Source organism: Flavobacterium sp. DW-iso2 (assembly GCF_058725285.1).
The window spans coordinates 54,090-76,827 of sequence record NZ_JBZXDY010000009.1 but is presented as its reverse complement, the minus strand read 5'-3'; the positions used below and the strand labels follow the sequence as shown (position 1 = coordinate 76,827).

Below are 22,738 nucleotides of genomic sequence, written 5' to 3'. Positions count from 1 at the left end.
AATTAGTAAAACCTTATTCTTTAGCTTCTTTCATTTCATCTGTTTTTGCTCCCATTCTGTTCAATGTGTACATTGGAGCAAATTTCAATTTTAATGATGCGATTTTTCTATTATCCTCTGATGTAAGCCCCTCTTTTTCAACAGTATTTTTTCTGTTGTCTAATGCTTCATACATCAATTTAATTTCATCCCAGTCTTCACGAGAATATTTATCTTTGTTATCTTCAACAGTATGAACAAACTGTTGGTATACGCCATGAATATTGGCTGCATTTACCCAGTCAAAATTCATATCATCACCAATTTTTCCTTCACCAAACAATGAATTTCTCATTTGTTGTTTAGAACTTGGCATTGAAGCTTCCATATCTGCTTTCATTCTAGCCTGTAATGCAGCATATTTTGCTTTACTAGCTTCTATTTTTGCTTTAGCTTCTTCATTTTCTTTTAAATCTACAAGTGCTGTTTCAGCTTGACTACTTCTTACTTCATAGGTAGCCTCAATTGAAGACCAGTTTGCTTTAGCATCCACTGCTGCTACATTTTCTAATGAGTCAACATAAACAACATAAGATTCAACTGTTTTATTTGCTTCCTCTGTCTTTTCGTCTTTACAAGATGTAAATCCTAAGGCTATAACCGCCATTCCTAATACTAAATTTGTGCTTTTCATAATGTTTGATTTTATATTTATTAAATATTATAAAGCGAATGTACATCGGATTGTATTGCATTCAATATAAACATGTTAATTATATAAACAATTCCTAAAATTGTGAAATAAATTAAAATTAACACCCTATTAGGAGCTGCAAAACAGTATGAAATTTACCCGTTTTAAAAATATTTCGCTATAAAACGACTGCTATTGTCAATAATAATCAGCCTAGTGCGCCATTAAAGTATAACGTCTCTTTACAGTGTGCTTAACAATGATATTAATTCATTATATGTACAAAACGAGCCTTCAAAAAATATAAAAAAGGCTATCCTATATTTTTTTGTAACAAAAATGTATTTTAAGCAACTTACCTATAATTCAAAAGTGTTTTGTACTTTTAAAATTCAAAAAACATAATTCACCAATTGCAAATAACAATGTCAAATCCATTAATAAAAATAACCAATATCAAAAGAGATTTTGTCCTTGGTAACGAGATTATTTATGTACTGAAAGGTATTGATTTAGAAATTAATAAAGGAGAATATGTCGCATTGATGGGACCTTCTGGTTCCGGAAAGTCTACCTTGATGAATCTTTTAGGTTGTTTAGACACGCCTACATCTGGAACATATATTCTAAATGGCCAAGATGTAAGCAAGCAAAAAGATGATGAATTAGCCGAAATCAGAAATAAAGAGATTGGTTTTGTTTTTCAGACGTTTAATCTGCTACCCCGCACCACAGCACTGGCCAATGTAGCTTTACCAATGATCTATGCAGGATATTCTAAATCAGAACGAACCGCTCGCGCTTCCGAAGTATTAGAACAAGTCAACCTTGGTGACCGAATGGATCACCAGCCCAATCAATTATCGGGTGGACAACGCCAGCGTGTGGCCATTGCCAGAGCTTTAGTCAACAAGCCTTCTATCATTCTCGCAGATGAACCTACAGGAAACTTAGACAGTAAAACCTCTGAAGAGATTATGAAGCTTTTTAATGACATTCATGAGCAGGGCAATACCGTTATTTTAGTAACTCACGAAGAGGAAGTTGCCGCTTACGCACATAGAATAATTCGTTTACGCGACGGTATGGTGGAAAGCGATATCACAAAATAGTTTTTTTTTCAGGAGCTTTTTCCGGCTATTCATTACAATCTTTTTTATCCTGAACTGCATTCAGAATAAAAAAGGATTTTCACTTCTATCCGGGCTAGGGGAATCGTTTCCAAAATAGCATCCAACTAACCCATTACACTATTCGAAAATGAAAATTGCCTTACTAACCTGCGGAAAACTGCCTGAATTAACGCCACAAGACCAACTTTTAATTCCTGAACTGGCCAAACATAACATTACTGCAACTGCCGTAATTTGGGATGATGCAAGTATAAATTGGAGTGATTATAACTATTTAGTTTTTAGAAATACTTGGGATTATTTCGAAAAAGAAACCGAATTCAACCTTTGGCTTGATCAAATAGAACAATTAGGAATTAAAACACTCAATCCCATTGCAATCATAAAACAGAATAAACACAAGTTTTATTTACGTGAAATGGAACAGCAGGGAATCAAAATACTCCCTACCGTATTTATAGATAAAACCAATAACCTGAATCTAAAAGAACTAATACCCTTCCATTGGAAAAAAGCGGTTATAAAACCCGCTTTTTCTGCCGGATCTTATCTTACTGAAGTCTTTGAAACAGCCGAAGCTGACAAAATAAATACCCAATATAAAACCATAGCGTCTCAAAAAGAATTGTTATTACAGCAGTTTATGCCAGAAATTCAAACGGTAGGCGAAACTTCCATCATATTCTTTAATAAAAAATTCTCCCACGCGGTCAATAAAAAACCTGTCCCAGGTGATTTTAGGATTCAAGTACAGTTTGGCGGGATATACAGAGTAACGCATCCCGATGCAGAGCTTATAGCCAAAGCGCAAAAAATTGTAGATACCTATCCAGGAAAGTTATTGTACGCCAGAGTGGACGGAATTGTAATTGACAATGAGTTGCATCTCATGGAAGTAGAATGCATCGAACCAGATCTATATTTTAACCTAAGTGAAGGTTCCTTAGAACGATTTGTTAACGCGATAGTGGAATTAATAAAGTAAATTTGGTGTTCCTTGGAAAAACAAGCAAATCCACGAATAAACAAATAAACAGCATATGAAAGTATATACTAAAACCGGCGATACAGGAACAACGTCACTTTTTGGAGGGACACGCGTTCCTAAAGACCATATAAGGATTGAAAGTTATGGAACTGTAGACGAATTAAACTCCTATATAGGACTGGTTCGTGACCAGGATATGAACTCGCATTACAAAGACACCTTGGCAGAAATCCAAGATCGCTTATTCACTATTGGAGCGATACTGGCAACTCCTCAAGAAAAAGAGGTGAAGAAAAACGGAGAACTTCGTTTAAAAAAATTGGGAATTGTAGAGAGTGATATTGAGTTGTTAGAAAATGAAATTGACAGCATGGAAAGCGAACTGCCTGAAATGACTCATTTTGTCTTACCCGGCGGACACACTACTGTGTCATATTGTCATATTGCACGATGCGTCTGCCGACGTGCAGAGCGCCTTGCCGTTCATTTAAGCCATAATGAGCCAGTAGCTGAAATTGCAATTAAATACCTGAACCGCCTTTCTGACTATCTTTTTGTATTGGCACGAAAGTTGTCTCATGACTTGCACGCTAAGGAAGTTAAATGGATTCCAAGGAAATAGTAATCAGTTAAAAAGTATTCAGAACGCAGTTAAAAAAATCTGAGAATACGAGACGTTTACAGCATAAGCTGAACACTAAAAACTGACTACTGAACACTAAAACAAAAACGTTCTTAACTTTTTTTAAAAATAAATAGATTTTTACTTGTCTTTTTCGGTAAAATTTTTATTTTTGCACAAAACTAAACCGACAAAAAATGTATTGGACATTAGAACTAGCATCTTATTTAAGTGATGCACCGTGGCCCGCTAACAAAGACGAACTTATTGACTACGCGATACGTGCAGGAGCTCCGTTAGAAGTAGTAGAAAATCTACAGTCTATTGAAGACGAAGGAGAGATATATGAGTCGATGGAAGAAATTTGGCCGGATTACCCCACTGACGAAGACTATCTTTGGAATGAGGATGAATATTAAATACATAATCAAAGAAAAAGTCTCAAAAGAGGCTTTTTTTTTGGTTAAATTTACATTTTAAAATAATTAGAAATACAACCATATTATGAGTTTCATAAATAGTATAATTAAAGCCTTTGTTGGAGACAAATCCGAGAAAGATGTTAAAGCTTTACAACCTTACCTTGACAAAATTAAGACTTTTGAAATCAGTCTTATCGCCCTTTCGCATGACGAATTAAGAGAGCGCACCTACTTTTTTAAGGAAAAAATAAAACTGAACCGTGCCGGAATCGATGCTAAAATAGCAGCGCTTAAAGCGGATGTTGAGGCGGTTGAAGACATCGACAAAAGAGAAGATATTTATCTTGAAATCGATGCTTTAGAAAAAGAAGCTTACGAATTATCTGAAAAAACATTATTGGAGATTCTTCCTGAAGCCTTTGCAGTAGTGAAGGAAACTGCAAGACGTTTCAAAGATAATTCAGAAATTGCTGTTACAGCAACGGCAATGGACAGAGAGTTCTCTGGAACTAAAGCCTATGTTAGCCTTGAAGGAGACCAATCCATCTGGCAAAACAAATGGAATGCTGCTGGAAAAGAAATTACTTGGGACATGATTCACTATGATGTTCAATTAATTGGTGGAATGGTACTTCACGAAGGAAAAATTGCAGAAATGCAAACAGGTGAAGGAAAAACATTAGTAGCTACTTTGCCACTATACTTGAATGCACTAACTGGAAACGGAGTGCATTTAGTAACAGTTAATGATTACTTGGCTAAACGTGATAGCACCTGGAAAGCACCTTTATTCGAATTTCATGGTATGACTGTGGATTGTATTGACAACCACCAACCAAGTTCTGAAGGAAGAAAAAAAGCATACAATTCTGATATTACGTACGGTACAAATAATGAATTTGGTTTTGATTATCTAAGAGATAACATGACACATTCTCCTGATGATTTAGTACAAAGAAAACATAATTATGCTATTGTCGATGAGGTCGATTCTGTATTGATTGATGACGCAAGAACTCCTTTAATTATATCTGGTCCAGTACCACAAGGAGATCGTCATGAATTCAATGAATTGAAACCAAAAATTGAAAACTTAGTAAGTTTACAACGTCAATTAGCAAATGGTTTTTTATCTGAAGCTAAAAAATTACTTAAAGAAGGAAAAACTAAAGAAGGTGGATTCTTGCTTTTAAGAGCCTACAGAAGTTTGCCTAAAAACAAAGCTTTGATTAAGTTTTTAAGTGAGGAAGGAATCAGACAATTGCTTCAAAAAACGGAGAACACCTACATGCAAGACAACAATCGCGAAATGCATAAGATTGATGAAGCCTTGTATTTTGTAATTGAAGAAAAAAACAATCAGGTTGAATTAACTGATAACGGAATTAAATTCCTTTCGGGAGATACTGACTCTGACTTTTTCGTTCTTCCAGATATCGGAACTGAAATTGCCGCTATCGAGAAGAAAAAATTAGACAAGGATGCTGAAGCCGAGGAAAAAGAAAGATTATTCCAAGATTTCGGAATAAAAAGTGAACGTATTCACACTTTGACTCAACTTTTGAAAGCATACAGTCTTTTTGAAAAAGATGTAGAGTATGTAATCATGGACAACAAAATCATGATTGTTGATGAGCAAACAGGTCGTATCATGGATGGTCGTCGTTATTCTGATGGATTACACCAAGCGATTGAAGCTAAGGAAAATGTAAAAATCGAAGCAGCAACTCAAACTTTTGCTACGGTTACTTTACAGAATTACTTTAGAATGTATAACAAACTTGCCGGTATGACCGGTACTGCTGTTACTGAAGCAGGTGAGTTATGGACAATATACAAATTGGATGTAGTAGAAATTCCTACTAACAGACCAATGGCAAGACAAGACAAAGAGGATTTTATTTATAAAACGACTCGTGAAAAATTCAATGCAGTTATTGAAGATGTAACACAATTATCAAATGCAGGAAGGCCAGTTCTTATTGGTACGACTTCTGTTGAGATTTCTGAATTACTAAGCCGAATGCTTAAAATGAGAGGTGTTGCACACAATGTCTTGAATGCAAAAATGCACAAACAAGAAGCGCAAATCGTAGAAGAAGCAGGTAAAGCCGGAGTGGTTACTATAGCAACTAATATGGCTGGTCGTGGAACCGATATTAAATTATCTGCCGAAGTAAAAGCAGCTGGTGGACTTGCGATTGTAGGTACAGAGCGTCACGATTCACGTCGTGTTGACAGACAGTTGAGAGGCCGTGCTGGTCGTCAAGGAGATCCAGGAAGTTCACAATTTTATGTGTCTCTGGAAGATAACTTGATGCGTTTGTTTGGTTCTGAAAAAGTAGCCAAAGTAATGGACAGAATGGGACTTGAAGAAGGTGAAGTGATTCAGCATTCTATGATGACCAAATCTATCGAGCGTGCACAGAAAAAAGTAGAAGAAAACAACTTTGGTGTCCGTAAACGTTTGTTGGAATACGATGATGTTATGAATGCACAACGTGAAGTAGTTTACAAACGTCGTCGTCATGCTTTATTTGGAGAACGTTTGAAACTGGATATTGCTAACATGTTATACGATACTTGTGAGTTAATTATACAAGACGCAAAAGCAACCAATAATTTCAAAAACTTTGAATTTGACTTGATTCGTTACTTCTCGATTACTTCTCCAGTAAGTGAGGCTGATTTTATGAAAATGACTGACATCGAGTTAACAGGAAAAGTATATAAAGAAGCTTTAAAATACTATCAAGAGAAAACAGAGCGTAGCGCAAGAGAAGCATTTCCTATTATCAAGAATGTATACGAAGATAAAAACAACCAGTTTGAACGTATCGTAGTACCATTTACGGATGGTGTGAAATCATTGAGCGTGGTTACTGATTTGAAAAAAGCATACGATTCTGAAGGAAAACAACTTATTGCTGATTTCGAAAAAAACATCACTTTATCGATTGTTGATGAAGCTTGGAAAAAGCACTTACGCAAAATGGATGAGTTGAAACAATCCGTTCAACTTGCCGTTCACGAACAAAAAGATCCTTTACTTATCTATAAATTTGAAGCATTTAACCTTTTCAACGCTATGTTGAACGGTGTAAATAAAGAAGTAATCTCCTTCTTATTCAAAGGGGATTTACCACAACAAAGTGCTCCTGAAATTCAAGAAGCTAGAGAAGAAGTTCGTCCCAAAGAAAATTTGCAATTAAGCAAAGATGAGATTACAAGTAGTGAAAGTGCCAATCGTGAAGCCGGTGAAACGCAACAAAGACAAGTTACTGAAACTATAGTGAGAGATATGCCAAAAATTAATCGTAACGATACCATTATGATTCAAAATGTGGCTAACGGTCAAACGCAAGAAATGAAATACAAAAAAGCCGAAAGTTTAATCGCTAGTGGCCAATGGGTTGTTGTAAAATAACAACTCCTTTTCTGTTATCGTTTTTAGGTCTTGAAAAAAAGCCGTAAATAATACAATCCCCAATTACGAAAGTAGTTGGGGATTTTTTTATATTTGAAACTTCTTAAAATCAAACGTCTTTGAAAACTGCTACTACCATCTACAACGACCTGTTTATAACAAAAGAACTTATATATGACCCCTGTGGTTTTAATTTTTCTTCATTAGAAAAAGAAGTCGAAAGTATTGAGTATGGAGCTGCTACTTTTGAACTTAACGGCGTTTCCGTTACATTTAGAAATGCAAAAATAACTCCAACTAAAACGGGCCAATTTGTTACATTGTGGAAAAGAATTGAGAAAGGGCCTATTCAACCCTTTGCCTATACAGACCCGATTGATTTCGTTATTATTAACACGAGAAAAGGCCAGCGTTTGGGTCAATTTATATTTCCAAAATTGGTATTGTGTGAACGAGGCGTAATAACGACAAGCAAAAAGGAAGGCAAGCGAGCCATTCGAGTTTATCCTCCTTGGAATCAAGCAAACAATGCACAAGCACAGAAAACCCAAAAATGGCAATTGGATTATTTCTTAGAAATCCCATCTGACAAACCAATCAATATAAACCGTGTAAAATTGCTTTACGGCCTATAAAGCAGTTTTATTATTTTCTAAAAAATACCTCTCCTCTATTCGTTTAATATCTTTGATGGAGTTCTTGGCCCACGCCAATCTTTTTACTAGAATTTCGTCTTCAGACAAATGCCAATCAATATCTGATTTTCGCAATCGGTTTGTTAAATCTTGAATGATAATAGCAGCTGACACAGAAATATTCAAACTCTCCGTAAAACCTACCATCGGAATTTTAAGAAAACCGTCGGCACGCTGTAAAATCTCTTCTGATAATCCATCACGCTCCGTTCCAAAAAACAAGGCACTGGGTTTCGAAATATCAAAATCTTCTAGTAAACAGTCATTATCGTGTGGCGTGGTCGCAATGATTTGGTACCCTTTGTTTTTGACTGTATCTAAACAATCCGTAATACTGTCGAAAGTATTAATATCAACCCATTTCTGGGCACCCATTGCAATTTCCTTGTCGATACTTTTACCATAGCGCTGTTCGATTACGTTCAATTCCTGAATTCCAAAAACTTCACAACTGCGCATTACCGCACTCGTATTGTGCATCTGGAAAATATCTTCTACGGCAATGGTAAAATGATTGGTTCTGTTTTCTAGTACTTTCAAGAATTTCTCTTTGCGGTTATCGGTTAGGATATTTTCAAGAAAAGCGAGGTAATCGATATCAATCATTTCGGATTATTTTTTATGCAAAAATAGTAAAAAATAAAAAATAGCCACAGATTCACTGATTTCTTATTTAATACCAAATATAAAACCAAAAATGAAACAAAAATTCATGGCAAATTCGCAGATTAAATTGTTTTTCTAATCCAACAAAAATCTTGAAATCTGTGACAAAAAAAAATGTAAACACTAAAATTTCCAATTCTTTTTAATAATTTTAACCTTTCTATTTAAAGCCTAATTCAAAAAAAATCTGTGAATCTGTGGCGAAAAAATATAACTATGAAAAAGAAACTCGTAGTCTTAACCGGAGCAGGAATAAGTGCAGAGAGTGGCATCAAAACTTTCAGAGACAGTGATGGACTTTGGGAAGGACATAATGTTCAAGATGTCGCTACACCCGAAGGATGGAACAAAAACCCAGCTTTGGTTCTTGATTTTTATAATCAAAGGCGAAAACAACTCAAAGAAGTGCAACCCAATTTAGGACATCAGATTTTGGCTGAATTAGAAGCTCATTTTGACGTTTTTGTAATTACTCAAAATGTAGATGATTTACACGAACGCGCAGGTAGTAAAAATGTATTGCACTTGCATGGCGAATTGTTAAAAGTACGAAGCAACGCGAATCCAAATTACATTTTAGATTGGACAGAAGATTTAAACTTTGGTGATTTAGACAATAATAAAAATCAGTTGCGTCCACATATTGTTTGGTTTGGTGAGGAAGTTCCTGCGCTTGAAGAAGCGGTTTCGATTACAGAAACTGCCGATTATTTTGCTGTTATTGGTACGTCTTTACAAGTATATCCAGCAGCGGGGTTAATTGATTTTACAAATTCTAAAATTCCTATTTATTACATTGATCCAAAACCCATACGCATTCCGAATTTGAGAAATCCACTCCATGTAATTCCAGAAGTCGCTTCTGAAGGAATGAAACTTCTACAAAAGACACTTATTGCCCTTATTTAAAAAAACAATCCTTTTCGAAATTGCCTTTAAAGGTTTATATTTGTGCCTTTCGAACAAACAACAAAACAATGACTACTTTAAACGAATTGAATGCTATTTCTCCAATTGATGGAAGATATAGAAACAAGACTCTTTCTTTGGCTCCTTTTTTCTCGGAAGAAGCATTAATCAAATACCGCGTATTAGTTGAAATTGAATATTTCATTGCTTTGTGCGAAGTGCCTTTGCCACAACTTTCAGGTGTAAATCCTGATCTTTTTGATACTTTAAGAAATATCTATAAAAACTTCTCTACTGAAGACGCGCTTTGGATCAAAGAAACTGAAAAAGTAACTAACCACGATGTAAAAGCCGTAGAATACTTTATCAAAGACGCTTTTGAAAAATTAGGCTTATCGCAATACAAAGAGTTCATCCACTTTGGATTGACTTCCCAAGACATCAATAATACAGCAATTCCTCTTTCTACAAAAGACGCATTCGAAAAAGTATACATGCCTTCGCTAATTACTTTGACTTCTAAATTAAAAGATTTAAGTGTCGAATGGAAGGATATACCAATGCTAGCACGTACACACGGACAACCGGCCTCTCCTACTCGTTTGGGTAAAGAAATCAGCGTTTTTGTGGAACGTTTAGAAGAGCAAATGCGTTTGTTGTTTAATATCCCATTCGCTGCTAAATTTGGTGGTGCAACAGGAAATTACAATGCACATCATGTGGCTTATCCGCAAATCGACTGGAGAAAATTTGGAGGTAAGTTTGTTGAGGACATTTTAGGTTTACACCACTCTTTCCCAACAACTCAAATTGAGCATTACGATCATTTTGCAGCCTTTTTTGATGCCTTAAAAAGAATCAATACTATTATCATAGATTTAGACAGAGATATCTGGACTTATGTGTCTATGGAATATTTCAAACAAAAAATCAAAGCGGGAGAAATAGGATCATCAGCGATGCCACACAAGGTAAACCCGATTGACTTTGAAAACTCTGAAGGAAATTTAGGGATAGCAAATGCTATTTTCGAACACCTTTCGGCTAAGTTACCATTGTCTAGATTACAACGTGATTTAACTGACAGTACGGTTTTACGAAACATAGGAGTTCCTATGGGACATACTTTAATTGGTTTTGAATCTACTTTGAAAGGACTGAGCAAATTATTGTTGAATGAGCCAAAATTCCATGAAGATTTAGAAAAAAACTGGGCCGTAGTGGCGGAAGCGATTCAAACTATTTTGCGTCGTGAAGGGTATCCAAATCCTTATGAAGCCTTAAAGGGTTTAACTAGAACAAATGAAGCGATTGATAAAAAAGCGATTCACGGTTTCATTGCCACTTTAGACGTGACAGAAGAAGTACGGGCAGAATTGATGCAAATCACGCCAAGTAATTTTGTAGGGATTTAATATCCGTAGCTGAGAATCGTGAATTGTTACTTTATATTTTTATGAAATTCAAAAAAATACATCGAGGATTGGTATATTAAATAAAACCAACTCCAAAAAAAGCTATCTTTAACGATAGCTTTTTTTCGGAAATCTTTCTATTAAAACAGATTAAATCAAGGAACGAATTGAGTTTAGCCCAGACTGCAATGGAAAGCCTTGCCGGAAAAGAACTATTTTTATGGCAAATTGCAGAGCGACCAACGGAAGCTCCTGCAATTGTCTAATAAAAAAGGTTTTAGACAAAAGCTTGCAATGAAAGGCTGGAAATAGCTCCTAAAAAAATAAAACATGAGTACTGTAGCAACAGTTGCTGAAGCATCACAACATTTAAAACCACTTATAAGCGACCTGGGACTCATACTCATGACAGCGGGAATTGCTGTGTTAATATTTAAATGGTTAAAGCAACCCTTAGTTTTAGGGTATTTAATCGCCGGTTTTCTTGCCGGAACTCATTTTGATTTCTTTCCGTCCGTAAAAGATGTTAAGAGTGTTGAAGTCTGGGCAGAAATAGGGGTGATTATTTTACTATTTAGCCTCGGACTGGAGTTTAGTTTTAAGAAACTGATGAAAGTGGGCGGTACCGCTTCTATAACTGCTCTTACCCAGATCATCACGATGGTCTTAATGGGATATTTAGTAGGGCAATGGATGGGTTGGAAACAAATGGACAGCCTCTTTTTAGGAGTAATTCTCTCTATTTCCTCCACTACCATTATTCTAAAAACTTTTGAGGAACTGGGCGTAAAAGCCCAAAAATTTGCGGGAATAGTAATCGGTTCATTGATCGTTCAGGATATTGTGGCCATTTTGATGATGGTTTTATTATCTACTGTGGCTGTGAGTCAGCAATTTTCAGGAACTGAATTAGTACTTTCTGTTCTAAAATTGATTTTCTTCCTGATCATTTGGTTTGTCAGCGGGATATTTTTTATTCCAACCTTACTTAAAAAAGCAAAACATTTACTAACCGATGAAATGATGCTAATCATTTCCCTCGCTTTGTGTCTTATGATGGTTATCCTGGCCTCTAATGTGGGATTCTCCCCTGCCCTAGGTGCCTTTATAATGGGATCCATCATTGCAGAAACTACTCAGGCAGAACGCATTGAACATTTAGTAAAGCCTGTAAAAGACTTATTTGGCGCAATCTTTTTCGTATCCGTTGGAATGCTAATTGATCCTACAACGTTATATGAATATGCATTTCCGGTGCTAATTTTAACTCTCATCACTATTTTTGGACAATCAATTAGTTCAACTATTGGTGCTTTAATTTCAGGACAACCTTTAAAACAATCCGTACAAACGGGAATGAGCTTATCGCAAATTGGAGAATTCTCCTTTATTATTGCTACTTTAGGAATGACAATGAATGTTACTAGTAGTTTCCTCTACCCAATTGTCGTAGCAGTATCAGCAATTACTACGTTCACGACCCCATTTATGGTAAAAATGGCTACTCCTTTCTCGGAATTTTTAGAACGGAAATTACCCCGAAAATGGTTAAAAAGAATAACCCGATACAGCACAAATACCCAAGCTATTAAATCAGCGACTAACTGGCAGGTGGTTTTAAAAGCCCATCTTTTACAAATAGTGATTCATACTGTAATTATAACTGCTATAATCCTGCTTTCTTCTAAATTTGTTTTGCCATTAGTGGAAAGCTCTAAATTTGGAAATGCGATCACGGCTTTGTTTACTATCATCATTATTTCGCCGTTTTTATGGGCGTTATCGTTACGCAGAGTCGCTGTAAAAGAGGTGGAAATATTGCGTCAAGAACGGAGATATAGAGGACCAATCATGATGATGGTTTTCTTTAGAATGGGATTAGCAATATTTTACATTGGTTTTTTACTGAACATCTTTTTCTCTCCGCTGGTCGCTTTCTTCGCATTAATTATTGCCATTGGAGTTTATTTCTTTTTTCCAAAGAGATTACATCGTCAATACCTTAGAATTGAAAATCACTTTCTACAGAATCTAAACAAAAGAGAGATCATCAACATAAATAGAAGATATGCTAGTTTAACCCCTTGGGATGGGCACATGACGACCTTCACCATTGCAAAAGAATCAAATATCGCAGGTAAAACCTTAAAAGAATTGCGCATGCGAGAGGATATGGGAATCAATATTGGTTTTATAAAAAGAGGAGGTATAATGGTGAAAATCCCGACCAAAAATGAACGCCTCTTTCCCGGCGACGAAATTTGCGTGATTGGTACAGATGCGCAAGTTAGTGAATTCAAGAATTATCTCCATCAAAACGAATTTGAGCCTCCTAAAAATGTCGAGAAAACCGAAATTATATTGCAACAACTGGAACTAAATAAAGAAGAGCTAATTGGGAAAAGCATAAGTGAATCTCAAATTAGAGAAAGGGCTAATGGTATGGTTGTGGGTCTCGAACGAAATGGGAAACGCCTTCTAAATCCAGAATCTGATGTAATATTACAGAAAAACGATATTTTATGGGTAGTAGGTGATAAAAAGCGAATGAATAAATTCTTTAAGGAGTAAGTTCTGGGAAATTAGTTTTGGGAATAATGGATAGTATTTCTGAATCCTGATTTTTTATTCTATTTATACTTTGCAATTGCAAACAGGCCCTGGATTCAATACATAAGACGATCAATTGAACAAAAAAGACGAGAAGTTCTAGTAAAAAATTTGAAAAAATGCTTTACTAACGATACGATGACAAATGGAATTAATCCCTATTTTGAAATTTCAGATAATGGAAATTCAATCCGCATTGAAATAGTTGAACTAATTTCTCCAGATGCCGAATTAGATTGGGATTGCAATTGGTTAAAATCAATAATTTCGATTAAAGCTGGAGGTTTTTTTGGGTAAATTTAAAGCTAATTTAATGACCACTGATTTTGAACTATTTAAGTTTGAGTTAGACAAACTTTACGATAAACTGGATGGGACTGCCACATTCGCTACTCTTGAAGGTCAAGTTGAAATGAAAATTATTGGTGATGGCCTTACATCTAATAGCAGATTGCATGGTAATGGACAATGCTGGATTTGGTAATAAATTAGAATTTAAAATAGCTTTTGACCAAACAAAAATTCCAAAAATAATCAATCAACTGGAAAAAATAATGAGTAAGTTTCCAAAAAGCGGAGACTTAGATTAATACATTCTGTCGCTAAAAGTAAGGACTCCCTATATAAAAGCACTAAAAAAAACCGATCTAACGTACTACTACGTTAGATCGGTTTTATATTTTATCCTACTCTTTAACTTATCTAGAATAATTAGGAGCTTCTTTTGTAATGGTTACATTATGCGGGTGACTTTCGTTGATACCACTTGCGGTGATACGAACAAAACGTCCTGTTTCCTGTAAAGTTGGAATATCTTTAGAACCACAGTATCCCATTCCGGCACGAAGACCGCCAATGAACTGAAGCATACTTTCGTTTAGTTCTCCCTTGTAAGGCACACGACCTACAATTCCTTCGGGAACTAGTTTCTTAACATCATCTTCTACATCTTGAAAATAACGGTCTTTAGAACCACCCTCCATCGCTTCTACAGATCCCATTCCGCGGTAAGATTTGAATTTTCTTCCTTCGAAAATAATAGTTTCTCCAGGAGATTCTTTAGTTCCTGCAAGAAGTGAACCTAGCATCACACAATCAGCACCTGCAGCAATTGCTTTAGGAATATCTCCTGTGTAACGTATTCCTCCATCAGCGATTACTGGAACTCCAGTTCCTTTTAATGCTGCTGCAACTTCAAGAACTGCAGAAAATTGAGGAAAACCAACACCCGCCACGATACGTGTGGTACAAATTGAACCAGGTCCAATTCCTACTTTCACACCGTCAGCGCCGTTTTCAACAAGGAATTTTGCTGCTTCAGGAGTAGCAATGTTACCAACAATAACATCTATTTGAGGGAATTTAGCTTTTACTTCTTTTAATGTATTTACCACACCTTGCGTATGTCCGTGAGCCGTATCAATAATAATGGCATCAACACCTGCATTTACTAAAGCGGTTGCTCTTTCTACTGCGTCACCTGTAACGCCAATAGCTGCTGCTACACGCAAACGCCCGTAAACATCTTTGTTAGCAATTGGTTTTTGAGTTAATTTAGTGATATCTCTAAAGGTGATTAAACCCACTAATTTACCTTCTTTATTGATAACTGGGAGTTTCTCGATTTTATGACCTTGTAAAACTACTTCGGCTTGTTCTAATGAAGTTCCTTCGGCGACGGTAACCAAATTTTCACTTGTCATTACCTCAATAATAGGTCTTGTATTGTTTTTCTCAAAACGCAAATCTCTATTGGTTACAATTCCTTTTAATCTTTGATCTTCATCGATAATAGGAATACCACCAATTCCGTATTCTTTCATCGCATTTTTAGCGTCCGCTACTGTAGAAGTAAGCGGTAAAGTAACTGGATCGATAATCATACCTGACTCCGCACGTTTTACTTTGCGTACTTTGGCAGCTTGTTGCTCGATTGTCATATTTTTATGCAAAACACCTATTCCACCTTCTTGAGCCATAGCAATTGCCATAGCACTTTCAGTAACGGTATCCATAGCTGCGGATACAATAGGAACATTAAGCGTTATATTTCTTGAAAATTTTGTTTGGATACTTACCTCTCGAGGAAGCACATTAGAGTAGTTAGGAACTAATAATACATCGTCGTACGTTAAACCTTCGCCGATAATCTTGGAGTTATGTGCTATCATGTTGCAATTTGTAGTTGAATTGCGTGCAAATATAGCAAATTATTTTGATTTAAAAAAGTGAAAAAATAAGGTTTCAAAAAAAAACCGACAACATGGTAAGAAAACAATACCGCTCGTTTGCACTAATCTTCTTTAAAAAATAATTCATTAAGAAATTGAAATAATTACAATCAGATTAAAGAAATAGATATCAGTGCAAAAAAAACACGCTTAGTACGGCGAATTACTGTCTTTAAAAATAAAATTAAAACCAAATTGAAAGGACAAACTATTGGCTTTCGCCAAATCCCTATATTCTAAAAGATTATCAGCCATGAGGTAGACATTGAATGCCCCCAACGTGCTTGACATTCCTAAACCTATATTTTTATAGGAATAGGAATCTACTGTATAGGTAGCTTTCATTTCCAACTTATCGAATAGGTTTCTCCTATAATACCCAGTCAATGCTGCCATAGGTGCTCTAGGAGTAGTCATTACAAACAGCTGTGCGCCTATTGCATTTTTATATTGCGATTCTGACACACTGCAATTACAGTCTGCTCCTCCTCTTGAATCATTAAAAGAATATTGATACGAACTATTGAATTTTATAGGTCTCCAAGTTTTGTATGCGTTGTAAATCGTGTCTAGCGGAATCGCATCAACAAACTGCTGATACGCATTGTCTGGAGTATTTGTACCATCGAAATTTGGATTTACGCCTTCATATTTATAATAGCCTTTATAGGTAAACGTCTCAACATCTTTGCTGTGTTTTACAAATCCAACATCTAGGATACTGGCTGTAAACTGAATGTTCTTTTTAGGGTAATACGTTAGTCCCAAATCAAATCCGAGTCCTAGGTCTCCACCAAACAGCATCTTTTTTCTGATATCGCGGGCTACATCCCCTTCATAACCTTCGGCAGTATATGCTGCAATTCCTGCCGTATTCAATTGCAAATCCGAATAAATAACTTGTTCATATGCAGTAGTCGTACCTGGAACCGTATAAATATATCCTGAATTTTTAGTCGAAGTTGCGTTAAAAGCACTTGAATATATTTTGGCTCTGCCCCCAAGGACAAGTCTATCGGTTACATTTTTATGAAATCCTACATGCAGTACCGAAAGCATCTCTGTTTTTAAACTCAAATCCCCTAAATTAAATGATTTACCTAGATAATCTCTATTTCCCTCCAAAGCAAGTATAGCAACATCTTTAGGCATAAACATCATGAAATCAAACTCCTGATACATTCCAAACGAAATATATCCTTTGTTTTCTAACCAGTCTCCTAATTTAAAACCGCCGCTAAACACTTCTAATTGCTCATTGAAAACCAATTTGTCATTTTGCGAAGAACGGTGTACTACATTCAGTAATTTAGTATTAAAATCTACTCCGTTATCCGCAAATAAGTCATAGGCTGAAAAACTAGTAGATCCAACATTCCCAGAAATACCCGATAGCAATGGAACTCCAAAATAAAATTTATAGCTGACATCAGCACCAGGATTAGTCATTAAAGACTGAGGCACTGTAGTGAAATTATATAAAATTTGTTTATTTTGAGAAAAACACCCCGCAGCTATAAACACCATCAAAAACAGATATACTTTTCTCATTCTACCAACAGATAAACAGTTGCACTTGAACGCAGTTTTAAGCTTCCCGGACTATTCGCATTTAAAGCAGGACCAGCACCCATTGTTATAACAAATTCCATTTTTTTGGTTCTTTTTAATAAGTCGAGTCTAGCATTCTCAAAAACTTCTGTTTGAGTGATTAATTTTTGTGTTCCTGAATAGGCAGGCACAATAAAAGAAATAGTCTCTAGTAGTTGGTCATTTCCATCCAATAATAGAATATCTATGGTATAAGACTTATTAATAGTATTATTAATTTCAAAAAAAAAGTCGGCTCGTCTTAAATTCTTTTGAAAAGAAGCATCCCTGAAAATATCAAAATCCTTAGCGCCAAAGACCATATTCTGCTCCATTCCATTCACAACAAATTGATTGGCAGGAATTTCAAAAGCACTCAAATTTGCAATAAAAACAGGTTCTAATTTAAAATCGTTTACTTGATCAAAATCTAACTTACTGCTACATGAAAAAGAGAGCAGCATAAGTAGCATCAATCCTAAAATTTTATTTGGGTTGTATTGATTCATATCAAAAGTGTAAGTAACAAAAGTAAATCATTGATTGCAATAACAACGATGCAGTTGTTAACTTATTATTACATTTATAGAATATTATAGCAATTTCATTATTCAAAGTTTTCTAATGAAACTCTCCAAATAGCTTAGAAGCCTCATTGTAAGCGCTTTCAAAACTTAATGGATTTAGATTTGTAATTTCTTTTTTAGCAGTAAAATAGGACAGTAACTTCTCCGTTGGCATATTACCCGTTAAATCGTCTTTAGCCATTGGACAACCACCAAATCCCTGAATAGCACCGTCATATCTTCGGCAACCCGCATTATAAGCTGCATCTATTTTCTCAAACCATTTATCTGGTGTGGTATGCAAATGAGCTCCAAACTCAATTTCGGGATATTTTGGAATCAAATTAGAGAACAAATAACTGATTACGTCTGGAGTAGAACTCCCCACAGTATCCGACAGCGACAAAATCTTCACTCCCATATTGGATAACTTCTCCGTCCAATCCCCCACAATTTCTACATTCCAAGGATCTCCATACGGATTTCCAAAACCCATAGACAAATAAGCAACTACTTCTTTATTGGTTTTATCGGCAATTTCCAGAATTTCTTCCAAGGTAACTAGCGATTCTGCAATGGTTTTGTGTGTATTACGCATCTGAAAATTCTCAGATATCGAAAAAGGATACCCTAAATATTGAATTTCAGCATGCTCAGAAGCCATTTCCGCTCCTCTAGTATTAGCTATAATAGCCAGTAATTTGCTTGTTGTTTGCGATAAATCCAATTGTGCCAATAGTGCAGCGGTATCCACCATTTGCGGAATCGCTTTTGGCGACACAAAACTCCCAAAATCGATCGAATCAAAGCCTACTCTCAATAAAGATTGAATGTACGCTACTTTTCTTTCGGTGGGGATAAATGGCTTAATGCCTTGCATGGCATCACGCGGACATTCTATAATTTTTATTGGCTCCATAGGTTTTCAAAGATAAGAAAACTTAGAAAGTAGCAAAGACTAAGATTATAAAATTTTTTAGGAAATAAAAATGCGTAATTCACAATGAAGAATTACGCATTTTGATAATAGTGTAAACCTATCCCTTTTACATGCGGCTTAATATCTTTTGATTTATAGCTTTCACCAAAGCGGGTCCTTCATAGATAAAACCAGTGTACAATTGTATTAAACTGGCGCCTGCTTGTAGTTTTTCTATCGCATCATCTGCAGAATGAATCCCTCCCACTCCGATAATCGGAAAGGCTTTGTTGCTTTTTTGAGACAGAAAACGAATCACTTCAGTAGAACGGCTTGTCAATGGCTTTCCTGACAATCCACCCATTTCTGTTTTATTTTCAGATTTCAAACCTTCGCGAGAAATAGTCGTATTAGTAGCTATAACTCCTGCAATTTTAGTTTCCTTCACAATATCTATAATGTCTAATAATTGCTCATCCGTCAAATCTGGAGCGATTTTTAGCAATATGGGTTTCTGTTTTGGCTTTGCCAAATTCTTATTTTGTAAGGTTTGCAGCAATTGAGTCAAGGGCTCTTTGTCTTGCAATGCACGAAGATTAGGCGTATTTGGCGAACTCACATTCACCACAAAATAATCAACATAATCAAACAAGGCTTCAAAACAAATTTCATAATCTAAGGTCGCGTCGTCGTTTGGCGTCAGTTTATTTTTTCCAATATTTCCTCCAATTAAAACCCCAGTATTTTTTTTAAGTCGTTCCACAGCTTCTAAAACCCCACCATTATTGAATCCCATTCGGTTAATAATAGCTGAATCCGCTTTCAAACGAAACAGGCGTTTTTTTGGATTTCCTTCCTGTCCTTTTGGCGTAAGCGTACCTATTTCAATAAACCCAAAACCAAAGTTGGATAATTCTTTGTACAACTTAGCGTCTTTATCAAAACCAGCTGCAAGTCCTACCGGATTTTTAAACTTCAACCCAAACACTTCGGTTTCTAATCGCTGGTCATTGATTTCATAAAGCGATTTAAATAGAGAAGAAAATCCTGGAATCCTCGATAAAAATCGAATCAGGGAAAAAGTAAAATAGTGTACTTTTTCTGGATCAAACCAAAAAAGAATGGGACGAATAATTAATTTATACATGAGTGTTTTGTTGTGTGCTGCAAAAATAGAACTATCTCGCCGATAAATAAATCTTTAGCCTTAAAATTTAATTTTACTATCCCATAAACAACATTGATGGATAAGAAAACAGTAATGCAAAACAAAGAATCCTTAATTAATTTCTAAATTAGCCTATGAAATTAATATCCAAAAACATGAAAAATTACTGCAGCTTTTTACTGTTATTTCTAACCGTTGGCCTTTTTGCGCAAGCAGAAAAACCAACGCGCATTTATTTAGTTCGCCATGCTGAAAAAATAACAAGCGATAAAAAAGATAACAATCCATTACTGACTGAGAATGGAAATCAAAGAGCCATTGCGCTTGCTGAGAAATTACAAAACACACCATTAAACGCAATTTATAGTACAAACTACAAACGCACTGAGGCTACCGCAAAGCCAGCATCCGAAAATCAGAAAAAGAAAATAAAAGTATATGACGCAAAAAAATTAAACGACGCAGCGGCAATGATCCTCAAGGAAAACAAAGGGAAATGCGCTTTAGTCATAGGCCATTCTAATACCATTTTAGAAACGATTGAAGCCTTCGGAGCCAAAAGACCAATACCAACTATTGAAGATCAAGAGTACGATTACCTATTTCTAGTTACTATTCGCACCAATGGAAAAATAAAAGTAAAAGTGATGCATTACGGAAAAGCAAATTCTCATAAAGAAGGAGCACAAATGATGCACTAAAACAATTACTTATTGTTAGCGGTATTCTAACTCAAAATGGGAGTTTTGAACCCTCCTTTCTAAATAAACCTTATATTTGTACCTCATTATAAAAATACTTTATGCAACATATTATAGACCGTTTTATCAGTTATGTTACTGTTGACACGGAATCAGATTCGAATTCGGAAACAACACCAAGCACAGCAAAACAATGGGTCCTAGCCAATCAATTGGTTGAAGAACTTAAAAAAATAGGAATGCAGGACGTGACCATAGATGACAAATCTTACATCATGGCAACCTTACCGAGCAACGTAGATCACGAAGTACCTACAATCGGTTTTGTATCGCACTTTGACACGACACCTGATTTTACAGGAGCCAATGTAAAACCTCAAATTATCCCAAATTATGACGGTAAAGACATCGTTTTAAATGCGGAACAAAACATCGTTTTATCTCCTAGCTATTTCAAAGATTTATTGCAATACAAAGGACAAACCTTAATCACAACTGACGGAACTACTCTTTTAGGCGCTGATGACAAAGCGGGAATTACAGAGATTGTGACTGCAATGGAATTCTTAATCAACAATCCAGAACTCAAACACGGAAAAATCAGAGTTGGTTTTACACCTGACGAAGAAATTGGTCGTGGAGCGCATCATTTTGATGTAGCCAAATTTGGTGCTGATTGGGCTTATACCATGGACGGAAGTCAAGTAGGTGAATTAGAATACGAAAATTTTAATGCGGCTGGAGCCAAAATTACTTTCAAAGGTAAAAGTGTGCATCCCGGTTATGCCAAAGGAAAGATGATTAACTCTATGTTAATTGCTAATGCTTTCATTACGGCATTACCTTCAGATGAAACACCAGAGGAAACAAAAGGATATGAAGGTTTTTATCATGTTCATCACCTAACAGGAAGTATCGAAGAAACTGTTTTAGAATTAATAATCAGAGACCATAACAAGATTAAATTCGAAAAACGAAAAGAAAAAGTAGAAAAGATTGTTCGTAAAATCAATAAGAAATTTGCGAAACAATTTGGTGAAGATGTTGCAATAGCTGAGATCAATGATCAGTATTACAATATGAAAGAAAAGGTAGTTCCTGTAAAATACATTGTTGACATTGCCGAAAAAGCAATGAAGGAATTAGACATTAAACCATTAATCAAACCCATTCGTGGAGGTACTGATGGTTGTCAATTATCATATATGGGATTGCCTTGCCCAAATATTTTTGCCGGTGGACATAATTTTCACGGAAAGTACGAGTATGTTCCTGTTGAAAGTATGCAAAAAGCAGTAAACGTTATAGTAAAAATAGCCGAACTGACTGCAATGCCCAACTTTGGATTGGATGAAAGTAAATCAAAAAAGAAAAAGTAAAACTCTTGATTCTGGAGAGCGAGGGTTTAAACGATAACTACAAATAAAAAAAACAATCTCTTTAACTTATTTAAAAAGTCCCAATCCCAATATCGGATGGGACTTTTTTATTTGCCGATGTCATTATATTTGGCTCGAATAATTTCACTACTTCACATTCACGTTTTACTCGACTGTCCAAAGTTTTGAAATAATTATATTTACTAAAAACAATTAAATTTCATAAAAAATTAACATTATAGATGAGATTAAATTATTATATTTAATGTCCTCTACAATGACAATAAAAATTGTCCCTGCTAATTGTTGTTAACAATAATTTATTTTAAAACTAACACTTGAAATTATGGCTGTAAAAAAAGAAAAAGTTGCGGAACAAAACATAACCGAGAAAATCGAGACAGTTCCCCCAACTAAAACTAGAAAACCCCGGGCAACCAAGACTACTGCAGCGCCTAAAACAGATATTGTAAATCCTACTGTAAAGAAAGTAATCACTTCTGAATACGAAACTGTAGAAAAAAAGGACAATATACTTAACCCAGAAGTAGAAAAGAAGAAGAAAAAAAGTAAAGCAAAGAAGAAGAAAGAGAAAGCTAAAAAGGCCGATGCAAAAGAAAAAGC

21 protein-coding genes are annotated in these 22,738 nt (G+C 35.5%); 14 read left to right on the top strand and 7 right to left on the bottom strand.

The annotated features are described in order from the left end of the window. Positions 1-13: 13 nt before the first annotated feature. Positions 14-673, bottom strand: coding sequence for a DUF6565 domain-containing protein (locus tag AC4PRO_RS08510; protein ID WP_492117039.1), 660 nt, complete (start codon positions 671-673; stop codon positions 14-16). A 425-nt stretch (positions 674-1,098) separates the two neighbouring features. Between AC4PRO_RS08510 and AC4PRO_RS08505 the strand changes: the two genes are divergently transcribed. The 6 genes from AC4PRO_RS08505 (at position 1,099) to AC4PRO_RS08480 (ending at position 7,900) form a co-directional block, all read left to right on the top strand. Further along, on the top strand, positions 1,099-1,785 hold the full coding sequence (locus tag AC4PRO_RS08505; protein WP_074723910.1) for an ABC transporter ATP-binding protein: 687 nt from the start codon (positions 1,099-1,101) through the stop codon (positions 1,783-1,785). A gap of 148 nt (positions 1,786-1,933) precedes the next feature. Continuing rightward, positions 1,934-2,791 carry an ATP-grasp domain-containing protein gene (locus tag AC4PRO_RS08500; RefSeq protein ID WP_492117038.1) on the top strand — a complete coding sequence of 286 codons (858 nt, stop codon included), beginning with the start codon at positions 1,934-1,936 and terminating at the stop codon, positions 2,789-2,791. A 55-nt stretch (positions 2,792-2,846) separates the two neighbouring features. Beyond that, complete coding sequence (locus AC4PRO_RS08495; RefSeq protein ID WP_492117037.1) at positions 2,847-3,416, top strand: cob(I)yrinic acid a,c-diamide adenosyltransferase; 570 nt, start codon at positions 2,847-2,849, stop codon at positions 3,414-3,416. A gap of 197 nt (positions 3,417-3,613) precedes the next feature. Next, the gene (locus AC4PRO_RS08490) at positions 3,614-3,835 is read left to right on the top strand and encodes a DUF2795 domain-containing protein (protein WP_007138072.1); all 222 of its coding nucleotides are present in this window, start codon (positions 3,614-3,616) and stop codon (positions 3,833-3,835) included. An 85-nt stretch (positions 3,836-3,920) separates the two neighbouring features. Beyond that, on the top strand, positions 3,921-7,265 hold the full coding sequence (gene secA / locus AC4PRO_RS08485) for a preprotein translocase subunit SecA (RefSeq protein WP_492117036.1): 3,345 nt from the start codon (positions 3,921-3,923) through the stop codon (positions 7,263-7,265). 119 nt (positions 7,266-7,384) lie between these two features. Continuing rightward, positions 7,385-7,900 carry a MepB family protein gene (locus AC4PRO_RS08480; protein WP_074723914.1) on the top strand — a complete coding sequence of 172 codons (516 nt, stop codon included), beginning with the start codon at positions 7,385-7,387 and terminating at the stop codon, positions 7,898-7,900. Here AC4PRO_RS08480 and AC4PRO_RS08475 read toward each other — a convergent pair. Beyond that, positions 7,895-8,566, bottom strand: coding sequence for a TrmH family RNA methyltransferase (locus AC4PRO_RS08475; protein ID WP_074723915.1), 672 nt, complete (start codon positions 8,564-8,566; stop codon positions 7,895-7,897). The genes AC4PRO_RS08480 and AC4PRO_RS08475 overlap by 6 nt on opposite strands. A gap of 276 nt (positions 8,567-8,842) precedes the next feature. Between AC4PRO_RS08475 and AC4PRO_RS08470 the strand changes: the two genes are divergently transcribed. The 5 genes from AC4PRO_RS08470 to AC4PRO_RS08450 all read left to right on the top strand — a co-directional run bounded on the left by AC4PRO_RS08470 (position 8,843) and on the right by AC4PRO_RS08450 (position 14,044). Continuing rightward, the gene (locus AC4PRO_RS08470; RefSeq protein ID WP_492117035.1) at positions 8,843-9,535 is read left to right on the top strand and encodes an SIR2 family NAD-dependent protein deacylase; all 693 of its coding nucleotides are present in this window, start codon (positions 8,843-8,845) and stop codon (positions 9,533-9,535) included. 68 nt (positions 9,536-9,603) lie between these two features. After that, the gene (gene purB / locus AC4PRO_RS08465; protein ID WP_074723917.1) at positions 9,604-10,950 is read left to right on the top strand and encodes an adenylosuccinate lyase; all 1,347 of its coding nucleotides are present in this window, start codon (positions 9,604-9,606) and stop codon (positions 10,948-10,950) included. Between the two features lie 330 nt (positions 10,951-11,280). Continuing rightward, entirely contained in the window at positions 11,281-13,521 is a 2,241-nt protein-coding gene (locus tag AC4PRO_RS08460) for a monovalent cation:proton antiporter family protein (protein WP_492117034.1), read from the top strand. Between the two features lie 177 nt (positions 13,522-13,698). Next, positions 13,699-13,857 (top strand): WapI family immunity protein, encoded by a 159-nt coding sequence (locus AC4PRO_RS08455; RefSeq protein ID WP_492117033.1) that lies wholly within the window; start codon positions 13,699-13,701, stop codon positions 13,855-13,857. 16 nt (positions 13,858-13,873) lie between these two features. Beyond that, on the top strand, positions 13,874-14,044 hold the full coding sequence (locus AC4PRO_RS08450) for a hypothetical protein (RefSeq protein ID WP_492117032.1): 171 nt from the start codon (positions 13,874-13,876) through the stop codon (positions 14,042-14,044). A 214-nt stretch (positions 14,045-14,258) separates the two neighbouring features. On the opposite strand, the gene guaB is transcribed toward AC4PRO_RS08450, so the two are convergent. The 5 genes from guaB to AC4PRO_RS08425 form a co-directional block, all read right to left on the bottom strand. Then, positions 14,259-15,731 (bottom strand): IMP dehydrogenase, encoded by a 1,473-nt coding sequence (guaB, locus tag AC4PRO_RS08445; protein ID WP_492117031.1) that lies wholly within the window; start codon positions 15,729-15,731, stop codon positions 14,259-14,261. A 210-nt stretch (positions 15,732-15,941) separates the two neighbouring features. After that, on the bottom strand, positions 15,942-17,342 hold the full coding sequence (locus tag AC4PRO_RS08440; protein WP_074723921.1) for a DUF5723 family protein: 1,401 nt from the start codon (positions 17,340-17,342) through the stop codon (positions 15,942-15,944). Next, on the bottom strand, positions 17,339-17,890 hold the full coding sequence (locus tag AC4PRO_RS08435) for a hypothetical protein (RefSeq protein WP_492117030.1): 552 nt from the start codon (positions 17,888-17,890) through the stop codon (positions 17,339-17,341). The genes AC4PRO_RS08440 and AC4PRO_RS08435 overlap by 4 nt, the downstream gene beginning before the upstream one ends. 112 nt (positions 17,891-18,002) lie before the next feature. Then, complete coding sequence (locus AC4PRO_RS08430; RefSeq protein WP_492117029.1) at positions 18,003-18,866, bottom strand: hydroxymethylglutaryl-CoA lyase; 864 nt, start codon at positions 18,864-18,866, stop codon at positions 18,003-18,005. A 127-nt stretch (positions 18,867-18,993) separates the two neighbouring features. After that, positions 18,994-20,013 carry a quinone-dependent dihydroorotate dehydrogenase gene (locus tag AC4PRO_RS08425; protein ID WP_492117028.1) on the bottom strand — a complete coding sequence of 340 codons (1,020 nt, stop codon included), beginning with the start codon at positions 20,011-20,013 and terminating at the stop codon, positions 18,994-18,996. 176 nt (positions 20,014-20,189) lie between these two features. Here AC4PRO_RS08425 and AC4PRO_RS08420 point away from each other — a divergent pair, with 176 nt between their 5' ends. From AC4PRO_RS08420 to AC4PRO_RS08410, 3 genes are all read left to right on the top strand, one after another. Next, complete coding sequence (locus tag AC4PRO_RS08420; RefSeq protein ID WP_492117027.1) at positions 20,190-20,735, top strand: histidine phosphatase family protein; 546 nt, start codon at positions 20,190-20,192, stop codon at positions 20,733-20,735. Between the two features lie 101 nt (positions 20,736-20,836). Then, the gene (gene pepT, locus AC4PRO_RS08415; RefSeq protein ID WP_074723926.1) at positions 20,837-22,114 is read left to right on the top strand and encodes a peptidase T; all 1,278 of its coding nucleotides are present in this window, start codon (positions 20,837-20,839) and stop codon (positions 22,112-22,114) included. Between the two features lie 346 nt (positions 22,115-22,460). Further along, positions 22,461-22,738, top strand: a 278-nt coding sequence (locus AC4PRO_RS08410; protein ID WP_492117026.1) for a hypothetical protein, incomplete at its 3' end; no start/stop codon positions are given.

What these genes read in the sequence shown, in the direction of transcription:
- AC4PRO_RS08510 (WP_492117039.1), bottom strand. Translation starts at nt 673, where the DNA reads ATGAAAAGCACAAATTTAGTATTAGGAATGGCGGTTATAGCCTTAGGA.
- AC4PRO_RS08505 (WP_074723910.1), top strand. Translation starts at nt 1,099, where the DNA reads ATGTCAAATCCATTAATAAAAATAACCAATATCAAAAGAGATTTTGTC.
- AC4PRO_RS08500 (WP_492117038.1), top strand. Translation starts at nt 1,934, where the DNA reads ATGAAAATTGCCTTACTAACCTGCGGAAAACTGCCTGAATTAACGCCA.
- AC4PRO_RS08495 (WP_492117037.1), top strand. Translation starts at nt 2,847, where the DNA reads ATGAAAGTATATACTAAAACCGGCGATACAGGAACAACGTCACTTTTT.
- AC4PRO_RS08490 (WP_007138072.1), top strand. Translation starts at nt 3,614, where the DNA reads ATGTATTGGACATTAGAACTAGCATCTTATTTAAGTGATGCACCGTGG.
- secA (WP_492117036.1), top strand. Translation starts at nt 3,921, where the DNA reads ATGAGTTTCATAAATAGTATAATTAAAGCCTTTGTTGGAGACAAATCC.
- AC4PRO_RS08475 (WP_074723915.1), bottom strand. Translation starts at nt 8,566, where the DNA reads ATGATTGATATCGATTACCTCGCTTTTCTTGAAAATATCCTAACCGAT.
- AC4PRO_RS08470 (WP_492117035.1), top strand. Translation starts at nt 8,843, where the DNA reads ATGAAAAAGAAACTCGTAGTCTTAACCGGAGCAGGAATAAGTGCAGAG.
- purB (WP_074723917.1), top strand. Translation starts at nt 9,604, where the DNA reads ATGACTACTTTAAACGAATTGAATGCTATTTCTCCAATTGATGGAAGA.
- AC4PRO_RS08460 (WP_492117034.1), top strand. Translation starts at nt 11,281, where the DNA reads ATGAGTACTGTAGCAACAGTTGCTGAAGCATCACAACATTTAAAACCA.
- AC4PRO_RS08455 (WP_492117033.1), top strand. Translation starts at nt 13,699, where the DNA reads ATGACAAATGGAATTAATCCCTATTTTGAAATTTCAGATAATGGAAAT.
- AC4PRO_RS08450 (WP_492117032.1), top strand. Translation starts at nt 13,874, where the DNA reads ATGACCACTGATTTTGAACTATTTAAGTTTGAGTTAGACAAACTTTAC.
- guaB (WP_492117031.1), bottom strand. Translation starts at nt 15,731, where the DNA reads ATGATAGCACATAACTCCAAGATTATCGGCGAAGGTTTAACGTACGAC.
- AC4PRO_RS08440 (WP_074723921.1), bottom strand. Translation starts at nt 17,342, where the DNA reads ATGAGAAAAGTATATCTGTTTTTGATGGTGTTTATAGCTGCGGGGTGT.
- AC4PRO_RS08435 (WP_492117030.1), bottom strand. Translation starts at nt 17,890, where the DNA reads ATGAATCAATACAACCCAAATAAAATTTTAGGATTGATGCTACTTATG.
- AC4PRO_RS08430 (WP_492117029.1), bottom strand. Translation starts at nt 18,866, where the DNA reads ATGGAGCCAATAAAAATTATAGAATGTCCGCGTGATGCCATGCAAGGC.
- AC4PRO_RS08425 (WP_492117028.1), bottom strand. Translation starts at nt 20,013, where the DNA reads ATGTATAAATTAATTATTCGTCCCATTCTTTTTTGGTTTGATCCAGAA.
- AC4PRO_RS08420 (WP_492117027.1), top strand. Translation starts at nt 20,190, where the DNA reads ATGAAAAATTACTGCAGCTTTTTACTGTTATTTCTAACCGTTGGCCTT.
- pepT (WP_074723926.1), top strand. Translation starts at nt 20,837, where the DNA reads ATGCAACATATTATAGACCGTTTTATCAGTTATGTTACTGTTGACACG.